We start from the raw sequence: 21,024 nt of genomic DNA, 5'->3' as shown, positions 1-21,024 counted from the left end.
TTCACGCGATATCGGGCAAGCCGGTCTTACTGAACCTCGGCCGATTGACGTTGGCTCAACAGCAGCAAACCGGCGCCCGTTGCCGCGATGATTTTCAGCCAGACCAGCGTGTCCTTCCAGTCGAAGGCCTGAAACTTTCCTGCAGGATACAACTCATCCACCGTCATCTGACTGCAGGCGCACAGGATCACAAGGAAGCCCGCCAACGTCAGCAGCAACAGCGCGGTTTCCCGCAGCATCGGCGCGCGCTGCGGTTGAATCGCATAAGCAATCGCGATCAACGCACCGAGCATCGTCATCAGATACGCCGCGTGCGATTGCACGTCGGACGGATCGCCCGGAAGCATGCGCGAAAAGAGCAGCGACAGCGTCGCGTACATGCCGAATGCGGCCAGCGCATGCAGCGCGATGGCCTGGAACTGCGCTTTGTCGATGCGTGGCTTCTCGTCGGCCGGGGCCCTGAAAAACTGATCGGCTCTGCCGGCGTACAGCAGAACGAACAAGCCCAGATTCAGCAGGGTCACGTAAACCCCGAATCGCATGACGACAAAGCCACTGTCGAACAGATGGAACACGGTAGCCACCGCCATGAACGCGATCCAGCCGGTTCGTGCGCGCCCGTTTCCTTTCAGCAAACCGGCTGCAATGACGAGATTCGGCAACGTGCTCCAGCACAACACCAGCCACTGCACGGAAAGCGGCATGTGCGAATTGGCGATGACGGGCGCACTGCCGAAGTAGCCGCCTTGCAACGCGGGATAGACCACCATGAACACGCTCATGCTCTGGAACAGCAGCGTGTAGGCGGTAATAAGGACGATAGCGGGACGTTTCATGTTTTTGCTCTGACAGCACACGAAACGGTTTACGGCAAAAATCACATGAAGCTTGAATCGCGCTCACGGTGATGCGAACTCGCTGCTTTTCCACGGCGTCAACGATGCGCGCGTTTGTGTCGCCGTACGCAGGTCAATCACCAGATCCGATGTGCTAGCCTGAAAGTTCATCATCCGAAGTGATCCGGCGAGGCGCATGATGGAACTGCGGCATCTGAAAATGTTTTGTGCGGTGGCCGAGTCCGGCAGCTTCACGGCAGCGGCTGAAAAAATCCACAACGTTCAGTCGAACGTCACGATGCGCATCAAGGAGCTTGAAGGAGAGCTGAATCAGCAGCTCTTCATCCGCCAGAAGAACGGCGTGATGCTCACGTCGGCCGGGCAGATCTTTCTCGGCTACGCGCAACGTATCCTCCAGTTGACGGACGAGAGCCGCAACGCGATGCTCGACAACGCGTCGCCGCGCGGACTGCTGCGGCTCGGATCGATGGAAACGACAGCGGCCATACGCCTGCCGAAAGTCCTCGCGAAGTATCACGAGCGCTATCCGCAGGTTCAGCTATCGCTGATGACGGGCACCACGGCCGAATTGATCAAGGCCGTCGAATGTCATCGGCTGGATGGCGCGTTCGTCGGCGGCTTTCATCAGAGCGCGTCGCTTCATCAGGAAGAAGTTTTTCATGAGGAGTTGGTGCTCGTCAGCGGAATCGGATTCGAATCGCTGGCCGCGCTTGCCAGCCAGATGTCCGGGCAAACCGTGCTCGCGTTCAGGACCGGCTGCTTTTATCGATCGACGCTCGAACACTGGTTCTATCAGGCGGGGATCATTCCCGGCCAGGTGATGGAGTTGGGCACGCTGGACGGCATCATGTCGTGCGTCGCAGCGGGGATGGGCGTGACGCTGTTGCCGCGATCGGTGGTGGAAGGTCACGGCACGCGGCAATCCGTGCACTGCCATACGCTGCCGCCCGAGTTCTCGCACGTGAAGACGGTGTTCATCCGCAACAAGGACGCGATCGTCACGCCCGCGTTGACTGCGCTGACCGATCTCGCGCATGCGCAGTTTGCGGTCGATGCCGACATTGGGCCGTCACGCGCTGACAACATGCTGGCTTCTGCGCTGGCTTGCTTCGACGCTGCATAACGTTGACGTGATCGGTCGCGGCGATCAATGCAACAAGGCGGCGCAGGTCATGCGCCGCCTTTTTAGCTTCTGCCCCGGAACACGCTACGCGTAGCGCAGTTGCAGTCCTTCAAAGCCTCCATCTGCGTCCCGCTCACGCTCGTCGGCAAGTCCTTTCGCCAGTTCTTCGACACGTTCGGCCGCCGACATCACGCGGTCGATCTTGCCGACACCCTGCCCCGCATACAACGACAGCTTTTGCGCCATCTTCGGCTTGTCGATTGCACGCGCGCCGCCGCCCATGAAGCGCAACAGGTTCCACTTGTCACGGTTCGGAATCACGCGATGCGGCGTGCCGTACTTCCAGCCGAACGAATAGCCGGTGCGGTATTCGGTATCGTCGACGGTGGCGTCGACGATCTTTTGCTTGTACAGCGGATGCGCATTCGATTCTTCGCACGCGACGAACGCCGTGCCCGCCAATACGCCGCCTGCGCCCATCCGCATCACCGTGCGTACGTCATCGCGATTCGTGATGCCGCCAGCCGCGAGCACGGGGCGTCCATCGGCCACGTCGATGAGCGCCGGCAGCAACGACAGCAGTCCGATCGTGCCGCGATTCAGGTGCCCGCCGCTCTCGCTGCCCTGCGCGGTGATGATGTCGGCGCCGTGAGCGATGGCCTGGCGCGCAAGCTCGACAGAACCGACCTGAACCATGACGATCATCCCCGCATCCTTTGCGCGCGCGATCATCCGCGGATAGTGCTCCGCATAGAACAGCGACAGCATGCGCGGCCTTTCCTGCAGCACGACCTGAAACTGCGCTTCGAATACATCCGGGCCGCCGAACGAAGGCACGAGATTGACGCCGAACGGCTTGTCCGTCAGTTCTTTCGTTTCACGTAACCAGCGCCGCAACGCGAGCGGCGGCAACCGCAATCCGCCTATCGTCCCCATGCCGCCAGCATTGGCGACGGCGGCCACCAGCTTCGGACCGGATATCGCCGCCATGCCGGCGAGGAAGATCGGATAGCGGACGCCGCACAGCTTCGTGACGGCGTTTCCAGCAAACTCATTCACCGTTGTTGTTGTGTTCATGATTCAAAGCTCCACGCGTTTGCCAAGCATGCGTTTCAACGCATCGTTCTTCAACACGAAATGGTTCTTGCAGGCACCGAAGATATGCAGCGCCAGGCCAAGCACGAACGGCGTCGCGCCGATCCTGAAGAGAACGTCGAAGACCTGTGCGGCCTGCGCATCGGGTTGCATCGGTGATGGGATGAACCAGCCGCCGGGCAACTCGACGAGCTGACCGGCGGCTGATTTCGCAAGCCACGCGGCGACGGGCAGCAGCACCATCGCGAGCGCGAGCGCCGTCGCGACCGAGCGGCTCACGATCACCTCCACGGGATTCGGCGTGCCGACGGGCAGCGGATGCCAGGACGTCACGCGCGCCCAGAATCGATAGATCGAAATCGGGAACAGGATCGTGCCGAGCAGGTTCAACACTTTCGCGAGTTCTGCGCCAGGCGAGATCCACTGCACGATTTCGATCGCGATGATCGCGAGCACCAGCGCCGCGACGATCCAGTGCAGCGCGATCGTGATCGGCGAAAAACCCAGTCCGTTGTCACGCCACTGAAACCGGCCCTGTGCGCGCGGACCTTGCGTTTGAGCATCGTTCATGGAGGACATATGCGAGTTCGACATTTGCATTCCCTTTCGATAGCAGCGGTTCACTAATGACTGGCGGCGCGCGACGCACCGAGGCCCGTCTGCGCGCGGACAAACTGGTCGTCGAACTGTTCGCGCTCGTTCGCGGCGCGTTCGCCCTGATCGGTGATCGAGCCAATCCACGTGAAGAAGAAAGCGATCGTCATCGAAATAATGGCGGGATAGTCGTAGGGAAAGATCGGGGACGCATGCCCGAGCACCTTCACCCACACTGCGGGCGACAGCACGACCAGACCGACGGCGCTGACGAGCCCCGCGATGCCGCCCATCAATGCGCCACGCGTCGTCAGACCTTTCCAGTAGATCGAAAGCGTGAGGATCGGGAAATTCACCGACGCCGCCACACTGAACGTGAGCGCCACGAGAAACGCGACGTTCTGATCCTTGAACAGAATGCCGAGCACGATCGCGACGCCCGCAATGGCCACCGATGCGATTCTCGATACGCGTTTTTCCTTTGCGTGATCGGCCTGATTGCGCTTGAGCACCATCGCATACAGGTCGTGCGAGATGGCCGAAGTGCCTGCCATCGTAAGTCCCGCGACGACGGCGAGGATCGTTGCAAACGCGACGGCGGACAGGAAGCCCAAGACGAGGTCGCCGCCCATCGCTTGCGCCAGATGCATGACGGGCATGTTGCCGCCACCGATCAGCTTGCCGCCCGCCACGCCGCCCTCGAAGAACGCGGGATTGCGGTTCACGATCACGATGGCAGCCGTGCCGAGCACCGTCACGACGAGAAAGAAATAGCCGATGAAGCCAGTCGCGACGAACACGGATTTGCGCGCCGCTTTCGCGTCGGGCACCGTGAAAAAGCGCATCAGGATATGCGGCAGACCCGATGTGCCGAACACCAGTCCAACCGACAACGACAGCATCGCAAACGGATCGGCGACGAGCTTGCTCGGCAGCATGATGGCGGCGCCGCTCTTATGCGTGGCAATCGCCTGCGCGAACATGTCGTTCAACGAGAAGCCGAACTGACTCAGCGCGAGCAGTGCAAGCAGACTCGCGCCGAACAGCATGAGCACGGCCTTGATGATCTGCACCCACGTCGTCGCGACCATTCCGCCGAACGTCACGTACACGGCCATCAGCACGCCGACAACGACGACCGCGTAGTTGTATTGCAGCCCGAACAGAAGCTGGATCAGCTGGCCCGCGCCCACCATCTGCACGACGAGATAGAAGCACACCACCGTCAGCGAGCCGAACGCCATCAGCGTGCGTATTCTCTGCTGATCGAGTCTGAACGACGCGATGTCGGCGATCGTGACCTGCCCGAGATTGCGGATGCGCTCTGCGAACAGGAACATCAGCAACGGCCACGCGACGAAGAAGCTCACTGCGTACAGCATGCCGTCGTAGCCGTTGAAGAAGATCATGCTGGTCAACCCGAGCAGCGCAGCCGCCGACATGTAGTCGCCCGCCAGCGCCAGTCCGTTCTGAAAGCCGGAAATGCCGCCGCCCGCGTTGTAGAAGTCCTTCATCGACTTCGTTTTCGACGCGGACCAATACGTGATGCCGAGCGTCGCGACGACGAATACGACGAACATCGCGATGGCCGTTATGTTGAGCGGCTGCTTCTGAACCTTGCCGAAAGTTTCCGCCGCGGTAGCGGCCTCGCTCGCGATGCACGAGGCGAGCATCAGGCCGATGAATCTGACGCATCGTTTCATCGCGCGTCTCCCGCCAGAATGCGAGCGGTCAGCTCGTCGAACTCGCCGTTTGCGCGCCGGATATAGATGCCCGTGAGCACCCACGTACCGACGATCAGCGCGACGCCCAAAGGCCAGCCAATCGTCATCACGCTTCCCGGATAGAGCTTCACCGCGAGCAATTTCGGTGCGAATCCCGCTATCAGCACGAAAGCGTAATAAGGCAACAAGGTGCCGAGCGTGAGCGATGCCACGAGCCTGCGCCGGCGCGCGACGAGTCGAACGAACGCCGGCGACAGCCGGACGTCGTGATGTGCAGTCGTCTGGACCACGATGTCTCCTGTATTTCGTTTGGAAGTGAGCACATGCCGGGGGCCGCCCGGTGCGCTCTTCTGTTTTTTCCAACGATAGAAGCGAGCATCGATCAAGTAAAATGATGATTGGTGATGCGTATCATCATCACGAGTGAGATGACGGTTTCGCACTCGCTTCGTTTATCCGTCTGTCCACCGCTCGTGACGCCGTGTATCAAGTGTTGTTAGCGCCGCTGTGTTTTTCCCGTCGACGTGAATCCGTAATCTGACGTCACTGGAGGCACATCATGGACATGCACATTCCCTTTCCCGAACCGCAAGTCGAGCGCGCGCCGTTCCCTCTGCAAGGTCATCGCGGTTACGACCGCGTCTTCCGGCGCGATGCGCTCACTGTCGGCCTGATTCTGCCGCTCGAAACCCACGCAGCGTCGCCCCATCCGACGATGGCCGACCATCTGCAGATGGCGCAGCGTGCCGAACAAGCCGGCGTCGCCGCATTGTGGGCCCGCGACATTCCCTTCTACGACCCGCAATACGGCGATTCCGGGCAGATTTTCGAGCCGTTGATCTACATCGGGCATCTCGCCACCGCGACGCAGAACATCACGCTCGGCACGACGGGCATCGTTCTGCCGACGCGCGAGCCGCTGATACTTGCGAAGCAGATCAACACGCTCGACAGGCTCACGGGCGGACGCATCGTGATCGGCATGTCGTCGGGCGACCGGCCTTCCGAATACCCTGTGTTTGGCATCGACTTCGACAGCCGCGGCGAGCGCTTCCGGGACGCGTACGAGGTGTATCGCAGCGTCAGCGAAAAGAATTTTCCGCGCTTCGAATCGCCGCGCTTCGGGCATGGCGACGGCTCGTTGACGATGCTGCCCAAGCCGTTGTTCGGCAGAGTCCCGACGATGGCCGTGGGGCGTTCGCAGCAAACGCTCGGCTGGATCGCGAACAACATGGACGGCTATCTCGGCTTCGTGCCCGAACCCGCCCGGCTGCAATCATTCGTCGATGAATGGAAGGATGCGAATCGTCAGACAAAGGAAGGCGAGTCTGCTGACGACGATGCGAAGCCGCTCGCGTTCGGCGGATTCCTGTATCTGCATCCACGGCGGGACTATCCGTTCAGACGGATCGGCGGCGGATTTGCGATGGGCAGCCGCGCGTTGCGCGACTTTCTCGATCAGGCGCGCGAGCAAGGCGTATCGCATGTCGCGTTGAATCCGCGTGTGACGCCGCGCGATTATCGACAGATACTCGATGAACTGCATCAGGACGTGCTTCCATACTTTCCGCCTGGCGCGTAGCGCACGCCATCCGGTCGCCCACGCAAAAAAAGCCGCATCCGGCCTGTCCGGTGCGGCTTTTTTTCGCATGGACGCCCCGTCTGGCGAGGGTTTGCGGAGACAAACCGCATTTGTTCCTGCCGATCACAACTGTTTGTCCACTCCGGGTGTACGCAACCTGCTCGCGGAAGCCTAGATTTACGACCTAACGGCACTGTCAATTCCGACACCAGCCGAACAACGTTTTCGAGGTCAATCATGAGCAATTCGCAAAAGGTCGCTATCGTCACGGGCGCATCGCAAGGCATCGGCGCCGAGATCGTCAAGGGTTTCCGCGAGCAAGGCTATAACGTCGTCGCCGTCGCGCGTTCGATCAAGCCTTCGGACGATCCGGGCGTCGTCGCCATCGCCGGCGACATCGGCGACCGCGAAGTGGCGCAGCGCGCCGTATCGGAAGCCGTCAAGCGCTTCGGCCGCGTCGACACGCTGATCAACAACGCGGGCATCTTCATCGCCAAGCCGTTCACGCAATACACGGCTGAAGACTACGCCGCCGTGCTCAACGTGAACGTGAACGGCTTCTTCCACATCACGCAGCTCGCGATCGCCGAAATGGAGAAGAACAAGAGCGGCCACGTTCTGCAGATCACGACGAGCCTCGTCGATCACGCGATCGCGGGCGTGCCGTCGGTTCTCGCGTCGCTGACCAAGGGTGGCCTGAATGCCGCCACGAAGTCGCTCGCCATCGAATACGCGAAGTCGGGCATCCGCGCGAACGCCGTGTCGCCCGGCATCATCAAGTCGCCGATGCATGCACCCGAAACGCACGACGCGCTGGGCGCGCTGCACCCGGTCGGCCACATGGGCGAGATGAAGGACATCGTCAACGCCGTGCTGTACCTCGACTCCGCGCCGTTCGTGACGGGCGAAATCCTGCACGTGGACGGCGGCCAGAGCGCAGGCCACTAAGAACGCATGACCAGGCGCCGGCGACGGCGCCTGTCGCACATCACTACGTTACGGAGAATCTCATGCCTATCGTGACTATTCAGGTGACCCGCGAGGGCAACACGCCCGGCACGAGCGCGGTCACGCCGGAAGAAAAGGCCCAGCTCATCAAGGGCGCGAGCGAACTGCTGCTGAACGTGTTGAACAAGCCGCTCGAAGCGACGTTCGTCGTCATTCAGGAAGTCGAGAAAGAGAACTGGGGCTGGGGCGGTTTGCCTGTCGACGAATATCGCAAGCTGAAAGCGCAGAAGAAGGACTGAGCGCCTTCATGATCGATGCGGTACGTGGCGCGGAGAATCCGGCGGGCGGATCTCCGCGCCAGCTATTTATGGCTCACGATGCGCCCTGCCGCGCCGCCAGTCGAGAATATTGCTTATCGATTCCTCTCTGCGTCCCGGCACCACTTCGATATGCGCGCCAGCCTGAATAAAGCCCGTTTGCACGACGCTCAGATAGACGCCCGCAAAACCGCTCAGATACATATGCTTGACCGCCTTCCGGTAGCCCATCACGGCATTGAGCTTGAAACACGGATTGCGCGGCGCCTCCACCCTTAGCCTGACCTGATCGATGACGAGCGTATCGCCGATCCACAGGTCCGTCTCCAGCAAGCCCTGCGTCGTCAGATTTTCTCCGAGCGTGCCGAATGCAAGCGGCTTTTCGGCGTCGGGCGCTTCCGCTTCGACGCGCCGCTGCTGCCACCACGCATAGTGTTCGACGGGATAGAGATAGACGGCCTTGTCGAGGCCGCCGTGAACGCTCATGTCCGCGTGCTCGTCGCCGGCGAGGCCGAGCTTCTGCACTTCGACCACCGCGCCTTCGCTTGCGCTGCTCACCGAGCGCTTGCGAATCGCCGACTCGACCGTCAGGCCGTCCGACGCCCGTCCGATGTCCAGCGTCTGGCATACGCCGATATTGATCGACAGCAGCCGCGCGCACCTTTCGCGCGCGCTGCGGCCGCCGGATTCTGTCTGCGCGATCGTGTCGTCCATCGATTGTGCTTGCTGTGACCGTTTAGCGCGCGAACCGCTGCAATCCGCGAATCGCTTCGTCGAGTTCCGTCTCGAGCCGTGCGACGAGTTCAGCAGCAGGCAATGCACGCGCCAATGCCGCCGCCTGTCCTGCCCATTGCGCACCGAAGCCGAATTCACCCTGGGCTTTCGCTGCGGCGTGCAGCGCCTTGCCTGCGTCGTACGTCACGGGATAATCCGGCGTCGCGGGACGGTCTTCAGCGCGGCCGAGTTCCGTAAAGCGGTTGACCATGCTGCGCGCCGGACGCCCCGAAATCGCCGACGTCAACGTGGTGTGAAGCGCGGCATCGCCGAGAATCGCGCGGCGATAGCCGTCGTCGATCGACGTCTCAGGGCACGGCACGAACGCCGTGCCGAGCTGCGCGGCCTGCGCGCCGAGCGCGAGCACTGCCGCGATGCCCGCGCCGTCCATGATGCCGCCCGCCGCGATGACGGGCAGATCGAATTTCTCGACGAACAAGCGGGTCAGCGCGAACGTGCCGAGGCCTTCGTCGAAGGCTTGCTGATCGAACATGCCACGATGCCCGCCCGCTTCGATGCCCTGCGCGACGAGCGCATCGATGCCCGCATCGGCGACCTGCCGCGCTTCTTCCAGATTCGTCGCCGACGCCAGCAGCGTGATGCCCGCATCCTTCAGCGCCTTGATGATTTCCCTGGACGGCAAGCCGAAGTGAAAGCTCACGATGGCGGGCTTCTCTTCCAGAAATACGTCGAGCATCGGCTGGTCTTCGACGAAGCTCGTGTAAATCTCACCGAGCTTTTCGGGCGCGGTCGCGCCGTACTTCGCGAATTGCGGCGCGAGCCAGTTCAGCCATTGCTGTTCGACTTTCGCATTGGCCGTGGCGGGCGCGTGGCAGAACACGTTGATATTGAACGGCGCGCCCGTCAGCGCGCGCGTGTCGCGGATCGTCTTGCGCGCGGCGTCGGCTTTCATCGCGCCCACGCCGAGCGAGCCGAGACCGCCCGCATTGGAAACGGCGGCCGCGAGCGCGGGCGTCGAGACGCCCGCCATCGGCGCCTGGATGATCGGCTTGCTGATGCCCAGCAGACTCAATAGCGGCTTGCCTTCTGAACGTGTGCTCATGTCTTGTCCTCATCGAAACGGTTAGCGCATGCCTTGCGCGCCGCAAACGCCGGGCTTGCAGGCACTCCCGGCATGCTATCTGTACCTCAGATCATCTTTTTCAAAGGACGATGGGTCAACCATTAAGCAGGCAATTCACTCTTGAGCGCCGGGAACAGGTTGTTCTACTTCGGCATCGGCTCGCTGGCAAACGCATTCAGCTCGTGCACGAGGCTCGACGCCGCCAGCCGCACGAGTTCGCCGCCTTTTTCCGGCGATGCCAGCGCCGGGTCCGAACCCATGCGTCCGTCCGGGAAACGCGCGCGGAAATCGAGCGCCTCGCGGATCGGACCCGACGGCGCGATCTTCGGCGAGTAGTCGGCGGTTTTGATGGCGTCCGGGAAAGCCCACTGCGTGATCGCGATTTCGGACGGCGTGGCGTGCGAACCGTGGCCTTCGGGAAACTGCTTGCGCGCCAGTTCGCCGACGCCTTCCAGATCCCACCAGTTGCACAGCTTCATCGCAAAGCCCGCGTGACGCTTTGCGAAGCTTGCTTCGACATAGACCTCTGAAAAAGCCGCCTCAATCGATGCAATGTTGCCGCCGTGTCCGTTCAGAAACAGGATCTTCTCGAAGCCGTGCGTGGCCAGCGAGCGGACCCAGTCGCCAATCGCGGCGATGAACGTGGACGGCCGCAGCGAAATCGTGCCCGGAAAGCCGAGATGATGCTGCGCCATGCCGATGTTGAAAGTCGGCGCGACGAGGATATCAGCCGACTTTTCCGCTTCACGCGCGATGATCTCCGGACACAGCCAGTCGGTGCCCAACAGGCCCGTCGGACCGTGCTGCTCGTTCGAGCCAATGGGCACGACGATCGCGCGGCTCCGCTTCAGGTATTGCTCGATCTCGGCCCATGTCGAAAGATGTAAAAGCATTGAAACTCCTGTGTTCTGCTTCGCGCTGCACGCAATGTGGCGCGTCGGTCGTTGGGAAAAGCGAAGCCCGCTGCTTCGCGGCGGAATGCGGACCCGATCCGGACAAGCGTACCGGCAATCCGGCACGCCGACCAACAGCAACAAGGTTCACGACTCGTTGTCCGCAAGGCAACGACGTTTCATGAATCGAATGTTTATCGCCGTTCGCCAATCCGGCAGATTGGTTCCGTACAGGAAAGATACCTTGAATGCACGCTTGCGTGCTGCGCGCGCGGAATACATCGCATGCGATTGCATCGCAAAGGATTGACAGCCGGGGAAGTCCGCGTATGATCGGCTCACACGCCTTAATCGCATGCGATTTAAATTGCGAACCCTTTCCTGCAGGAGACAAGATTGAGCACGACGACCGCCCATTCCGACGCACAAACCGGCAAGCCACCCGTCACGCATCTGCGCGTCGAGTCCTATACCAACGGCATCCTCGGTCCGAGCCAGACAATGCTGGGACCGCTCGCCAACGGCGGCACGCTGATCGCAGGCACGCCGCCTGGCTGCTGGGGGCCGATGATCACGCCCGCGTTCCAGGGCGGCCATGAAGTCACGCAGCCCGTTGCGATAGAAGGCGCGGAGGTCGGCGATGCCGTCGCGCTGAAAATACAGCGTATGCGCGTGACGTCGCACGCGACGTCATCGGGCGTGATGCAGTTCGTCGAAGGGCGTTATCACGGCGATCCGTTCGTCGCGAAGTTCTGCTCGTCGTGCGGCACCGAGCATCCGGCGAGCCACGTCGAAGGCATCGGCGCCGAGGCGATCCGCTGCGACCACTGCGGCGCCGAAGTCAGCGCGTTCAGGTTCCGGCACGGCTATATCATCGTGCTCGACCAGGAAAACGGCGTGAGTCTCACCGTGAATCAGGAGGTCGGCAACCGGCTGGCAGGCAAGGCATCGGCGATGTCCGCGCTGCCCGAACTGGCCGCGCAGCATTCCATCCTTTCGCTCGCGCGCGCCGACATGCCCGGCCTCGCCGCGCACATGCGGCCGTTCCTCGGCAACATCGGCACGACGCCCGCACGCGATCTGCCCGACTCGCACAACTGCGCGGACTTCGGACAGTATCTGGTCGGCGCGCCACACCGCTTCGGCATGACGACGGAAGAGTTGCACAGCGCGAAAACGGATGGACACATGGATACGAACTCGGTGCGCGAAGGCTGCATCGTGATCTGTCCTGTGAAGGTGCCGGGCGCGGGCGTCTATCTCGGCGACATGCACGCGCAGCAGGGCAATGGCGAAATCGCCGGGCACGCGACGGACGTATCCGGCGAAACCGAACTGACCGTCGAGGTCATCAAGCGTCTGACGCTCGAAGGACCGATCCTGCTGCAGAACCTCGAAGACCTTCCGCCGATGGCTCGCCCGATGAGCGCCGAGCAGCGCCGCAAAGTGGCCGAACTCGGCGCGCGCTGGGGCCAGCATGAGATCGAAGAAAACGGGCCGGTGACTTTCATCGGCAGCGGCGTGAACCTCAACGAAGCAACCGAAAACGGCCTGCGCCGCGCCGCCGCCGTCACGGGCCTGAGCTACGAGGAAGTGCTCAATCGCGCGACCATCGCGGGCTCGATCGAGATCAGCCGCTTGCCCGGCACCGTGCGCGTCACGCTGCTTTGTCCGTTGGATATCCTTGAGCGCATCGGCATCGGCCATCTCGTGCGCGAGAAATATCAGTTGGTCTGAGACCTGCTATTCTCTGCGAACGCGCGGCGCAGCTCCTTGCGCCGTGCGTTCGCAGCGTGCGCATTCGCGGCACGCCCATCACGGAAGCGCCATGCAGCGTCAATTCGAAGACCTACTCCTTGGCAGCATCGAACTCTTCTGCCTTGCCGCCGAACTGGAAAGCTTCACGCTGGCCGCGAACGCCGCGAGCGTGACACCCGCGGCCGTGAGCCGATCCGTTGCGCGACTGGAGGAACGGCTCGGCGTCAGGCTCTTCGTGCGGACTACGCGCCAAATCAGGCTTACCGACGCAGGCCGACGCTACTTCGAACAATGCCGTCTCGCGCTCAACCAGCTCGCCGATGCGGAGCGCGAAGCGACGGGGCAGCAGAGCACGCCGTCAGGCGTGTTGCGCATCAGCATGCCGACGCCGTACAGCCACTATCGCGTGCTGCCGCTGCTCGCTGAATTTCGCGCGCTGTATCCCGAGGTCACCGTCGAAACGCATCTGAGCAATCGCAACATCGATTTCGCCGACGAAGGCTTCGACCTCGCGATTCGAGGCCGCGCGCCGGACGACTCCGGCCTCATCGCGCGCACGCTCGAAGATGCCGAGCTCGTGGTGGTGGGCTCGCCCGCGTATCTGAAGTCGGCGGGCAAGCTCGACACGCCCGACGATCTGATCCACCATCAATGCATCCAGTTCGCGCTGCCAAGCACGGGCCGCAACATCCCGTGGATCTTCAGGCAGGCAGGCGAGGAGATCGACATGATGACGCGCGGCGCATACGGCACGTCAGGCGACGTGCTCGCTGGCGCGACGCTCGCCCGACATGACGCAGGACTGTTCCAGACTTACCGGTTCGTCGTCGAAAGAGACCTGAAGGACGGCACGCTGCGCGAAGTGCTCGCACCGTACGGCGGCCGCACGCGGCCATTCGTGCTGCTCTATCCGCATGCGCGGCATCTGTCCTCGCGCGTGCGCTGCTTCGTCGACTTTCTGATGGAGAAGCTCAGAGCGTGAAGCGTACTGAAGCTCCCTAAAGCGCCCGCTACAATCGGGCGCGATCCTGCACACCTTTTCCCTCTTGTCGTCATCCATGCTGCCGAACGTCGATTCGATTGTCGCCCGTCTGCGGCTCAAGCAACTGCGCCTCCTGATCGCGCTCGACGAGCACGGCTCGCTGCATCGCGCCGCCGATCAGATGGCGCTCACGCAGCCCGGCGCAACCAAGGCGCTGCGCGAGATCGAAGCGACCTTTGGCGCGACGCTCTTCACGCGCTCGCCGCAAGGCATCCAGCCTAACGAACTGGGACGCTGCGTGATCCGTTATGCGCGGCTGATTCATATGGACGTCGCGCATCTGCGCGAAGAGATGGAAGGCATCCTGCAAGGCTCGGGCGGACGGCTCGCGGTCGGCGCCATCACGGGCGCCGTGTCGGGCGTGCTGGTGGACGCGCTGACACGCCTGCGCGAACGCCAGCCAACCTTGACCGTCGAAGTCGTCGAAGACACCAGCGCGCGGCTGCTGGCGCTGCTCGATCAGGGCCGTCTCGATCTTGCCATCTGCCGCACGACCGTCGCGCAGCAGCCCGATCACTACGATTACGTCGAACTGCGCGACGAGCCGCTTGCGATCGTCGCGAGTCCGCTGCATCGGCTGGCGAAAGCGCGCAAGGTGAAGCTGGCGGATCTCGCGTCGAGCCGCTGGATCGTCTATCCGAGCATCATGCCGCTGCGCGGCCTGTTCGAACGCGAGTTCAAGGAAGCGGGGCTTTCCGTGCCGGCGCATCCCATCGAAACGGCATCGACGATGACCACCGTGCTGATGCTGCAACGCGACCCGACGCTCGTTTCGCTGATGCCTCGCGACATGGCTGCGCTGCTTGCCGATCACGGCCTCGCGCGGCCGCTTGCGATCGAAGTCCGCTCGCGCACCGAGCCGTACGGCATCGTGACGCGGCGCGGCTCCGCGCTGTCGGCGGCTGCCCGGCTGATGATCGACGAGCTGACCTGACGCGCGCCGGCGGCCCGGCTTGCGTTGCCGTCGTTGCGTGACTAATATCGATTCATAGCGGCGAACTGCGCGCATCGTGCGCGAACGGCACGCCGATATCGGAACGGCAGCCCGTCGCACATGAAGCCTTACGTCGTCATGCTTGCAGCATGGATGGCCGCGTTCAGCACAGCCGGCATGTATTCGGCTCACGCGGACGGCCCGGTCATCGTCGCGCTCGCCAACTCCTCGTCCGATCTCACTTCCGACTTCGCTTCGCCGCTCGTCGAGCCGGATCATCACGACCGGCACAGGCCGTCTACGCCATCGCCCGCCATCATCCACGGACCATCGTATCTTTCCGCGTTGCGCGAATACGATGTGCGTTCGCTGACACACCGGTTTTCGTACAGTTCGTCGTCGGGGTTCACGCTGAACAACCACGGCGAGTAAGCCGTGCGGCTACCGCGCCTCTGTCGTGCGCCTGTCAGTGCACGGAAGGCGTGCGGCTCTCGATCTGCTGCAGCGACACACCCACCACATGCTCGCGCCAGATGCCGCATTTCGCGACCACGGGGATCCACGCCTCGCGAGCATGCACGCGGGCAAACGCGCGCATCGATACCGTCGATTCGACCGGCTGCGAGCCATTGCTGCCCGAGAACAGACCGCCGCCTTCATCGACTTTCGCATTCAACACGCGGCGATCCGGCGCGAGAAACATGTCATAACGTGACGTAGTGCGGATCCAGCGGTCCAGTTCGGCGATACAGTTGATGACGGCAGGACGCACGTGAAGGCGCGCGAGATACGCGTAGTCGTCGGGCACGTCGGCCTCTGTTTGCGAAAACGCGTTCGTGCAGAACCAGATGAGACTAAAGATGCCCAATAGGGCCGTGATACTTTTCATTGCGAAGTGGTGCCCGGAGGTGCAAAAGTATTGCAAACGTTCAAGGCGCGAAAGTATACCTGCTTCGCCGGGCTTTTATTCTTTGCGTCGTCTGCGCGTATCGTCGCGCAGACGTTCGCGTGACTTCAATCCTGCATAACGGATCGTAAATTGAATCTCGCTCAAATCGCTGTGATCGCGGCGGCGTGCGTGGCGCTCGTCGCCTGCTCGCGCAACGACAGTGTCTTTTCGCTCGCGCCGAACTACACGGGGAAAACCGTGCAGACGGTAGCGGATGTCGCCGGCTGCATCGCGGAGCGCTGGCGGGCCAGCGCGCGTCATCTGCATGAAGTCCACGCGAACGGCGCGATCAGGCTCGAAGCGCAATCGCTGTTTCATGGCGTGACGATCGGCGTGCGCCTCAGGACGCGCGACGGCGATACGCTGGTCGAATATTTCCAGCGCCGCGTCGCCGATCCGATCTATCGCGAGATGGTGAGGGAGTGCACGCGCACATAAGCGCATGCGAGCACTCAGAATTCTACGAGCGCGAAGTCTTCCTTGCCGACGTCGCACAGCGGGCAGCGCCAGCCGTCCGGCACATCGGCCCAACGCGTGCCCGGCGCAAGGCCTTCTTCCGGCAAGCCGGCTGCTTCGTCATAGACCCAGCCGCAGATCACGCACACCCACTGCTTGAAGTCGTCGGCGGATGCCGGCGTTTGCGCTGCGCCGTTCGAGCCGGTCGGTTGCGGCACGTCGGCGCTGTTGCCCTGATCGAGCGATACGACGAACGGCGCGGGGCGCTCCGCAGCGCTCGTGTCGAGATAGCGTTGCAGCGCCCGATGCAGTTCGACGGCTTCGTTGTGGTTCAGATCGATCCAGAACGGATCGCCTGCGCCGTCGTTGAGTCGATCAGGCGAAAACTGGAGTTCTACGGCAGTGGCTTTCTTGTACATGTGAAGTGAGGGTGAGCGAACGCATGCTGCAGCCGTTCGCCGCGCAGATGAACCGACGTCCGCTGCACTCAGAAAAAGTGACGCAGCAGCGCGCTGCACAGCGCGGCGGCGATACCGACCAGACCGAGGGTTTCGAGAAGCGTCAGCGAGCGGCGAGCGTTAGCGCGATTGGGTGTCGACATGGGGCTTGAACAGAATGAGTGACAGAAAGGCCGGCGCGTTGCGTCCGGCCCGAAAAAAACGCGAGCCCGGATTTTAAACGCTCATTCGTTCAGCAGCTTTCTTTTCGCTGTCGGCTTGCGCGGATCGGCATGCTGCATGCGGGAAGATTGACTTGCATTGCGAGCGTCGATTATCGCTCGCGAGAAGGCCGCGATTAACTCCATCCGGTTGATAGAGTCTTTCGGACTGGGGATTGCCGTCTGGTCTTCGTTCGTTCCCGTCAAGCGCCGCCATGCGTCGCCCTCGACGAACGCACGGCGTTCAGGTCCGCTCGCGGCAGCATCTGACATGCGCGCTGCGACAATTCACCACACAAAAGCCGGTCTATCGATCGACAGGCGCGCAGCTGCCGCGGCTCTGACAATTGCTCTGCCGCTTTGCTTCCTTCGTATCGCCGCCCGTTTCCCGCACGCGGTCGTCGGCCCGATAGTATTCGGCGTTCTGATCGGCCTTCGCATACGAGGCCACAGGCGCGGCCAGGCCAGCAAAACCCACGACGGCAAGAACAAACGCAAGGGTCTTCATTGTTCACCTCCTTGTTTGATCGTTGCGACGGCAATCGGCCGCGAGCTTTGCACGGTCGTTTGCAAACGTTGACGACGGTGTGATCCGAATCGGCGGAACACGTAAAAAGCATAGTCGCTGCCTCGCCTGGGCGTTAGTTTTGCCGAGGTTTGCCGCGCGTCACATCGACCTGGCCTTTCCCGTCGGCGTCAACACCTGCAGCAGGCCGTCCGTGTCCTTTACGATCAGCGCCATCACGAGTTCGACACCCGGCGCCAGCGCCGCGTGCGGACCGTCCACGCGTTCGTTGATCCGCCTGAGCAGGGGATCGAGCGCGTCGCGGGCTGCCTGTGCCTTGTCCTTGTTGACGGGAACCTGATTCACCGCGTCGGCGAGCGCGGACAACGTGCGCGGCAATGCCAGCCACACCGGGTCGACATGCGGCTTTGCACCGTCCGCGCAGGTATGCGCGAGCGCCTGGCCGAACACCAGCACGTCGCGATGCAAGCGGCTCAGAAACGGCGGCACCTTGTCGATGGCATCGGAGCTGTCCCGCAGGATCGGCACGAACACATGCTCGCGTCCCGCCTCTTGCAGCGCTTCCGTAAGCGCCGTCTGCGCGGCGAGACTGTTTTGTTCAAGAAGCGCGAGCGCCGTATCGTCGCGCGAGAACGCGAGCTTGTGCTCGATCATCTGTGCAAGCGCTTCCAGACAGTCATGCGCGTTCCGGTGCGCGCTCTTCAGTGCGCGATTCGGCCACATCACCGTCGCGACGAACGCCGCCGCCGCGCCGATCAGAATCTCGGCCACACGATGCAAGGGCCGCACGAACGCCGAGCCGCCGTCGCCGGGCACGAGCAGCACGATCACCAGCGTCACACACGCGAGCCGCAAACCGGGCCGCGCGGCGGCGAGCGCCGCCAGCGGCAGCAGCGCGACGGAGAACACAGGGAGCGGATCGAAGCCGTGGTCCATGACGACGAGACCGATCCCGCCCACGATCCCGCCGATGCACGCGCCGATGATCTGATCGCGCGCCGTCGTGATCGCCTGCGTGAGACTCGGCTGCGTCACGACGATCATCGTCGTGATCAATGCCCAATAACCTTCGGGCAACGTCGCCAGCTTCGCGGCACCGTAGCTGAGCACGCAACCTGACAGCGTGCGTGCAAAGCGGCGCGCTTCGGGCGCGCGTAGCAGGTTCCTGAGCCAGTTTTGATCTTGTACGGTCATTCGGGTATTTCCATCAAAACGCATGAACTGCCGTCATTGGGGAACATGCGTTGCTCCCACGACTCCCTGTATTCGAAAGCCTTCATCGAACGCATTCCTCAGGAGCGTCATGCCGATGCAGCAAGCCCATGCCCGCCGCATTCTTCCTGTCGCGCTGTGCGCCGCCGCGCTGCTCGTCTCGAGTATGCAGAGCGTCGTCGCACAGACCTTGTCCGCCGATGCTTCATCCACAGCCGCGGCGTCCGCTGCATCGGCGAGCAGTGCGCACGGCGCGTCGCGCGTCGTGCCCGTGCCGCCGTCCGATCTGTATGGCGCGCTGTATCGCGATGTCGAACTCGCGCATCTCTATCCGGACAGCAAGACCTTCGCCGACATGGTGCCCAACGCGCCGCCGCAGCAGATCGTCGCCGATTATGCCAGGCAGAAAGACCACGCGCAGTTCGCGCTGAAGCCGTTTGTCGAGCAGCACTTCACGCTGCCCGCACGCGAAACGAAAGACTACGTGTCCGATCCGAACCAGAGCGCGACAGCGCACATCGACACGCTCTGGAGCGTGCTCAGGCGCGACCCGGATGCAAGCGCAAGCCCGTGGTCGTCGCTGCTGCCGCTGCCGGATCCGTACATCGTGCCCGGCGACCGCTTCGACGAAATCTACTATTGGGACTCGTACTTCATCATGCTCGGACTTCGGCAAAGCGGACGCGAAGACCTGCTGGAGAACGAACTCGATAACTTCGCGACCTTGATCGACCGGTACGGCCACGTTCCCAACGGCAACCGCACGTACTACCTGAGCCGTTCGCAGCCGCCGTTCTTCGCGCAGATGGTGCGGCTCGCCGCCGATCGCGAAGGCGATCAGGTCTATCTGCACTATCTGCCCGCGCTGCGCAGAGAATACGCGTACTGGATGGACGGTCACGACAAGGTCGCGCCAGGCGGCGCTTATCGACATCTCGTGCGTCTGCCCGACGGCACGCTGCTGAACCGCTACTGGGACGAGCGCGCCACGCCGCGCGACGAGTCGTATCGCGAGGATGTCGCCACCGCGCAGGCGACGCCGCAGCGCAAGGCCGACGATCTGTGGCGCAATCTGCGCGCTGGCGGCGAAACGGGCTGGGACTTCAGCTCGCGCTGGTTCGAGGACGGCAAAACGCTCGCGACAATCGAAGTCACGTCGATGATTCCCGTCGATCTGAACAGCCTGCTCGTCGATCTCGAACGCACGCTGGCGAAGGCGTATCGCGTGCAAGGCGACGCGACCCACGCGGAAAACCTCCAACAGCGCGCCGCCGCGCGAGCCGATGCGATCCGGCGCGTGCTGTGGGATCCGCAGATCAATGCGTTCGGCGATTACGACTTCGCGCGGCGTCAGCTCACGCACCGGCTCAGCGCGGCCACCGTTTATCCGCTGTACGCGGGCGTCGCGACCAAAGCACAGGCCGCTGCCGTGGCCGCGACGGTTCGCGCGCGTCTGCTGCGTCCCGGCGGCCTCGCGACCACGACGGTCCAGACGGGCCAGCAGTGGGACGAGCCGAACGGCTGGGCGCCGCTGCAATATCTCGCCGTGACGGGCTTGCGCCGCTATGGCCATGCCGACCTCGCGCAGCAGATCGCGACGCGCTGGATCGGCACGAACGTGACCTACTACCAGCACACAGGCAAGCTGGTCGAAAAATACGATGTCGATGCGAAGGCGGGCACGACGGCGGCGGGCGGCGGCGAGTATCCGTTGCAGGATGGGTTCGGCTGGACTAACGGCGTGCTGCGTACGTTGATGGCGATGTATCCCGCTGCGGCCGGTTCGTCGACGCGTCCCGTGGATGTGCCTTCGGGTGCTGCGGGCGTATCGGAAGCGGCGTCGGCGGCAGCGGCTGCGCCGAAAACGACGCATCGCCTTGACGCGACGCCTGCGCCTGCATCGGCGCCTGCTGCACCGTGACGCGATGAAGCGCGCACGGACCCGCGCCGCCTAACTGCTTGTTACGAAACTCGCACACATGTTGCACCTTCGGTATGGGGCTCCGCGTAGACTGCGCTCACAGTGACCGGCGCGAATCGATGCAACACGCTATTGAAATCGAACGCGCCGGCGCAACATCGGTTCGGTCAAAACAATCGGAAAACAGCATGACAGCTTTCGGGAAAGCCACACTCGCCGCCGTATCGATCATTCTTGCCGTCAGCGGGACGGCGCACGCGGCGGGCTGCATCAAGGGCGCCGTGGTCGGCGGCGTCGCGGGACACTATGCGGGCCATCACGCTGTCGTCGGCGCGGTCGGCGGTTGCATCGTCGGACGCCATCTTGCGAAAAAGCACGCTGAAGAACAGGCCGCTCAACGTCAGGCGCTCCACGCCCAGTACCAGTAACACACGCAAGCCCGCGCGCCATGATTCGAACGGCGCTCGCGATTTAAGTCTGTCTTAATTGTCGCGGCTCATTATCCGTTCGCAGGCTTGCCATTGATCCCCTGTCGTGCCGCCAGAGCATCGGCGGCACCTTTTTCCGCGCGGCCACA

General features: G+C 62.8%; 23 protein-coding genes. 11 read left to right on the top strand and 12 right to left on the bottom strand.

Going from position 1 to position 21,024, the window contains the following annotated elements:
* Positions 1-26 precede the first annotated feature (26 nt).
* Entirely contained in the window at positions 27-836 is an 810-nt protein-coding gene (locus FRZ40_RS41225) for a hypothetical protein (protein ID WP_147238125.1), read from the bottom strand.
* Between the two features lie 196 nt (positions 837-1,032).
* Here FRZ40_RS41225 and FRZ40_RS41220 point away from each other — a divergent pair, with 196 nt between their 5' ends.
* Positions 1,033-1,980 carry a LysR family transcriptional regulator gene (locus tag FRZ40_RS41220; protein WP_240057490.1) on the top strand — a complete coding sequence of 316 codons (948 nt, stop codon included), beginning with the start codon at positions 1,033-1,035 and terminating at the stop codon, positions 1,978-1,980.
* 84 nt (positions 1,981-2,064) lie between these two features.
* Here FRZ40_RS41220 and FRZ40_RS41215 read toward each other — a convergent pair whose 3' ends face one another.
* Genes FRZ40_RS41215 through FRZ40_RS41200 form a run of 4 tightly spaced genes read right to left on the bottom strand, consistent with a single transcriptional unit; the run spans position 2,065 to position 5,683 of the window.
* A complete protein-coding gene (locus FRZ40_RS41215; RefSeq protein ID WP_147238124.1) occupies positions 2,065-3,057 on the bottom strand; it encodes an NAD(P)H-dependent flavin oxidoreductase in 993 nt (330 codons plus the stop codon).
* Between the two features lie 3 nt (positions 3,058-3,060).
* On the bottom strand, positions 3,061-3,645 hold the full coding sequence (locus tag FRZ40_RS41210) for a cytochrome b (RefSeq protein ID WP_420873947.1): 585 nt from the start codon (positions 3,643-3,645) through the stop codon (positions 3,061-3,063).
* Between the two features lie 53 nt (positions 3,646-3,698).
* Complete coding sequence (actP, locus tag FRZ40_RS41205) at positions 3,699-5,372, bottom strand: cation/acetate symporter ActP (protein ID WP_147238122.1); 1,674 nt, start codon at positions 5,370-5,372, stop codon at positions 3,699-3,701.
* Positions 5,369-5,683 carry a DUF485 domain-containing protein gene (locus FRZ40_RS41200; RefSeq protein WP_028367495.1) on the bottom strand — a complete coding sequence of 105 codons (315 nt, stop codon included), beginning with the start codon at positions 5,681-5,683 and terminating at the stop codon, positions 5,369-5,371. Before FRZ40_RS41200 ends, actP begins: the two co-directional genes overlap by 4 nt.
* 269 nt (positions 5,684-5,952) lie before the next feature.
* Between FRZ40_RS41200 and FRZ40_RS41195 the strand changes: the two genes are divergently transcribed.
* The 3 genes from FRZ40_RS41195 (at position 5,953) to FRZ40_RS41185 (ending at position 8,222) form a co-directional block, all read left to right on the top strand.
* Entirely contained in the window at positions 5,953-6,975 is a 1,023-nt protein-coding gene (locus FRZ40_RS41195; protein WP_147238121.1) for a TIGR03571 family LLM class oxidoreductase, read from the top strand.
* 237 nt (positions 6,976-7,212) lie between these two features.
* Complete coding sequence (locus FRZ40_RS41190; protein ID WP_028367497.1) at positions 7,213-7,923, top strand: SDR family NAD(P)-dependent oxidoreductase; 711 nt, start codon at positions 7,213-7,215, stop codon at positions 7,921-7,923.
* 62 nt (positions 7,924-7,985) lie between these two features.
* Positions 7,986-8,222, top strand: a complete 237-nt coding sequence (locus FRZ40_RS41185) for a tautomerase family protein (protein WP_028367498.1) — start codon at positions 7,986-7,988, stop codon at positions 8,220-8,222.
* A gap of 66 nt (positions 8,223-8,288) precedes the next feature.
* Here FRZ40_RS41185 and FRZ40_RS41180 read toward each other — a convergent pair whose 3' ends face one another.
* The 3 genes from FRZ40_RS41180 to FRZ40_RS41170 all read right to left on the bottom strand — a co-directional run bounded on the left by FRZ40_RS41180 (position 8,289) and on the right by FRZ40_RS41170 (position 10,991).
* Positions 8,289-8,954 carry an MOSC domain-containing protein gene (locus FRZ40_RS41180; protein ID WP_028367499.1) on the bottom strand — a complete coding sequence of 222 codons (666 nt, stop codon included), beginning with the start codon at positions 8,952-8,954 and terminating at the stop codon, positions 8,289-8,291.
* A gap of 22 nt (positions 8,955-8,976) precedes the next feature.
* Positions 8,977-10,077, bottom strand: coding sequence for an NAD(P)H-dependent flavin oxidoreductase (locus tag FRZ40_RS41175; RefSeq protein ID WP_028367500.1), 1,101 nt, complete (start codon positions 10,075-10,077; stop codon positions 8,977-8,979).
* A 164-nt stretch (positions 10,078-10,241) separates the two neighbouring features.
* A complete protein-coding gene (locus FRZ40_RS41170; RefSeq protein WP_147238120.1) occupies positions 10,242-10,991 on the bottom strand; it encodes a creatininase family protein in 750 nt (249 codons plus the stop codon).
* 396 nt (positions 10,992-11,387) lie between these two features.
* On the opposite strand from FRZ40_RS41170, the gene FRZ40_RS41165 reads away from it, so the two are divergent.
* From FRZ40_RS41165 to FRZ40_RS41150, 4 genes are all read left to right on the top strand, one after another.
* Positions 11,388-12,728 carry an acetamidase/formamidase family protein gene (locus FRZ40_RS41165; RefSeq protein WP_147238119.1) on the top strand — a complete coding sequence of 447 codons (1,341 nt, stop codon included), beginning with the start codon at positions 11,388-11,390 and terminating at the stop codon, positions 12,726-12,728.
* A 91-nt stretch (positions 12,729-12,819) separates the two neighbouring features.
* Positions 12,820-13,731, top strand: coding sequence for a LysR family transcriptional regulator (locus FRZ40_RS41160; RefSeq protein WP_147238118.1), 912 nt, complete (start codon positions 12,820-12,822; stop codon positions 13,729-13,731).
* Positions 13,732-13,807: 76 nt separating this feature from the next.
* A complete protein-coding gene (locus FRZ40_RS41155; RefSeq protein ID WP_028367504.1) occupies positions 13,808-14,725 on the top strand; it encodes a LysR family transcriptional regulator in 918 nt (305 codons plus the stop codon).
* A gap of 120 nt (positions 14,726-14,845) precedes the next feature.
* Positions 14,846-15,157 (top strand): hypothetical protein, encoded by a 312-nt coding sequence (locus FRZ40_RS41150; RefSeq protein WP_147238117.1) that lies wholly within the window; start codon positions 14,846-14,848, stop codon positions 15,155-15,157.
* 34 nt (positions 15,158-15,191) lie between these two features.
* Here the strand turns inward: FRZ40_RS41150 and FRZ40_RS41145 are convergent, their stop codons facing one another.
* Positions 15,192-15,614, bottom strand: a complete 423-nt coding sequence (locus FRZ40_RS41145) for a BspC domain-containing protein (RefSeq protein ID WP_147238116.1) — start codon at positions 15,612-15,614, stop codon at positions 15,192-15,194.
* 150 nt (positions 15,615-15,764) lie between these two features.
* Here FRZ40_RS41145 and FRZ40_RS41140 point away from each other — a divergent pair, with 150 nt between their 5' ends.
* The gene (locus tag FRZ40_RS41140) at positions 15,765-16,112 is read left to right on the top strand and encodes a hypothetical protein (protein ID WP_147238115.1); all 348 of its coding nucleotides are present in this window, start codon (positions 15,765-15,767) and stop codon (positions 16,110-16,112) included.
* Between the two features lie 14 nt (positions 16,113-16,126).
* Here the strand turns inward: FRZ40_RS41140 and FRZ40_RS45600 are convergent, their stop codons facing one another.
* The 3 genes from FRZ40_RS45600 to FRZ40_RS41125 form a co-directional block, all read right to left on the bottom strand.
* Positions 16,127-16,549, bottom strand: coding sequence for a rubredoxin (locus FRZ40_RS45600; protein ID WP_147238114.1), 423 nt, complete (start codon positions 16,547-16,549; stop codon positions 16,127-16,129).
* A 546-nt stretch (positions 16,550-17,095) separates the two neighbouring features.
* Positions 17,096-17,296: a hypothetical protein gene (locus tag FRZ40_RS41130; RefSeq protein ID WP_028367510.1), complete on the bottom strand. Its 201-nt coding sequence runs from the start codon at positions 17,294-17,296 to the stop codon at positions 17,096-17,098.
* 159 nt (positions 17,297-17,455) lie between these two features.
* The gene (locus FRZ40_RS41125; protein ID WP_147238113.1) at positions 17,456-18,508 is read right to left on the bottom strand and encodes an FUSC family protein; all 1,053 of its coding nucleotides are present in this window, start codon (positions 18,506-18,508) and stop codon (positions 17,456-17,458) included.
* A gap of 109 nt (positions 18,509-18,617) precedes the next feature.
* On the opposite strand from FRZ40_RS41125, the gene treF reads away from it, so the two are divergent.
* Both treF and FRZ40_RS41115 read left to right on the top strand, forming a co-directional pair.
* The gene (treF, locus tag FRZ40_RS41120; protein ID WP_147238112.1) at positions 18,618-20,447 is read left to right on the top strand and encodes an alpha,alpha-trehalase TreF; all 1,830 of its coding nucleotides are present in this window, start codon (positions 18,618-18,620) and stop codon (positions 20,445-20,447) included.
* Between the two features lie 188 nt (positions 20,448-20,635).
* Positions 20,636-20,875, top strand: a complete 240-nt coding sequence (locus FRZ40_RS41115) for a hypothetical protein (protein ID WP_028367512.1) — start codon at positions 20,636-20,638, stop codon at positions 20,873-20,875.
* The last annotated feature ends 149 nt before the right edge of the window (positions 20,876-21,024 follow it).

This window comes from Paraburkholderia azotifigens, assembly GCF_007995085.1.
GTDB lineage: Bacteria > Pseudomonadota > Gammaproteobacteria > Burkholderiales > Burkholderiaceae > Paraburkholderia > Paraburkholderia azotifigens.
The sequence above is the reverse complement of the archived record's forward strand: the minus strand, read 5'-3'. Positions and strand labels throughout refer to the sequence as shown.

Excerpts from the sequence above, each read along its gene's own strand:
- treF (WP_147238112.1), top strand. The coding sequence starts at position 18,618 with ATGCCGATGCAGCAAGCCCATGCCCGCCGCATTCTTCCTGTCGCGCTG.
- FRZ40_RS41175 (WP_028367500.1), bottom strand. The coding sequence starts at position 10,077 with ATGAGCACACGTTCAGAAGGCAAGCCGCTATTGAGTCTGCTGGGCATC.
- FRZ40_RS41225 (WP_147238125.1), bottom strand. The coding sequence starts at position 836 with ATGAAACGTCCCGCTATCGTCCTTATTACCGCCTACACGCTGCTGTTC.
- FRZ40_RS41160 (WP_147238118.1), top strand. The coding sequence starts at position 12,820 with ATGCAGCGTCAATTCGAAGACCTACTCCTTGGCAGCATCGAACTCTTC.
- FRZ40_RS41130 (WP_028367510.1), bottom strand. The coding sequence starts at position 17,296 with ATGAAGACCCTTGCGTTTGTTCTTGCCGTCGTGGGTTTTGCTGGCCTG.
- FRZ40_RS41145 (WP_147238116.1), bottom strand. The coding sequence starts at position 15,614 with ATGAAAAGTATCACGGCCCTATTGGGCATCTTTAGTCTCATCTGGTTC.
- FRZ40_RS45600 (WP_147238114.1), bottom strand. The coding sequence starts at position 16,549 with ATGTACAAGAAAGCCACTGCCGTAGAACTCCAGTTTTCGCCTGATCGA.
- FRZ40_RS41115 (WP_028367512.1), top strand. The coding sequence starts at position 20,636 with ATGACAGCTTTCGGGAAAGCCACACTCGCCGCCGTATCGATCATTCTT.
- FRZ40_RS41195 (WP_147238121.1), top strand. The coding sequence starts at position 5,953 with ATGGACATGCACATTCCCTTTCCCGAACCGCAAGTCGAGCGCGCGCCG.
- actP (WP_147238122.1), bottom strand. The coding sequence starts at position 5,372 with ATGAAACGATGCGTCAGATTCATCGGCCTGATGCTCGCCTCGTGCATC.
- FRZ40_RS41185 (WP_028367498.1), top strand. The coding sequence starts at position 7,986 with ATGCCTATCGTGACTATTCAGGTGACCCGCGAGGGCAACACGCCCGGC.
- FRZ40_RS41150 (WP_147238117.1), top strand. The coding sequence starts at position 14,846 with ATGAAGCCTTACGTCGTCATGCTTGCAGCATGGATGGCCGCGTTCAGC.
- FRZ40_RS41210 (WP_420873947.1), bottom strand. The coding sequence starts at position 3,645 with ATGAACGATGCTCAAACGCAAGGTCCGCGCGCACAGGGCCGGTTTCAG.
- FRZ40_RS41170 (WP_147238120.1), bottom strand. The coding sequence starts at position 10,991 with ATGCTTTTACATCTTTCGACATGGGCCGAGATCGAGCAATACCTGAAG.
- FRZ40_RS41190 (WP_028367497.1), top strand. The coding sequence starts at position 7,213 with ATGAGCAATTCGCAAAAGGTCGCTATCGTCACGGGCGCATCGCAAGGC.
- FRZ40_RS41155 (WP_028367504.1), top strand. The coding sequence starts at position 13,808 with ATGCTGCCGAACGTCGATTCGATTGTCGCCCGTCTGCGGCTCAAGCAA.
- FRZ40_RS41125 (WP_147238113.1), bottom strand. The coding sequence starts at position 18,508 with ATGACCGTACAAGATCAAAACTGGCTCAGGAACCTGCTACGCGCGCCC.
- FRZ40_RS41220 (WP_240057490.1), top strand. The coding sequence starts at position 1,033 with ATGATGGAACTGCGGCATCTGAAAATGTTTTGTGCGGTGGCCGAGTCC.
- FRZ40_RS41215 (WP_147238124.1), bottom strand. The coding sequence starts at position 3,057 with ATGAACACAACAACAACGGTGAATGAGTTTGCTGGAAACGCCGTCACG.
- FRZ40_RS41180 (WP_028367499.1), bottom strand. The coding sequence starts at position 8,954 with ATGGACGACACGATCGCGCAGACAGAATCCGGCGGCCGCAGCGCGCGC.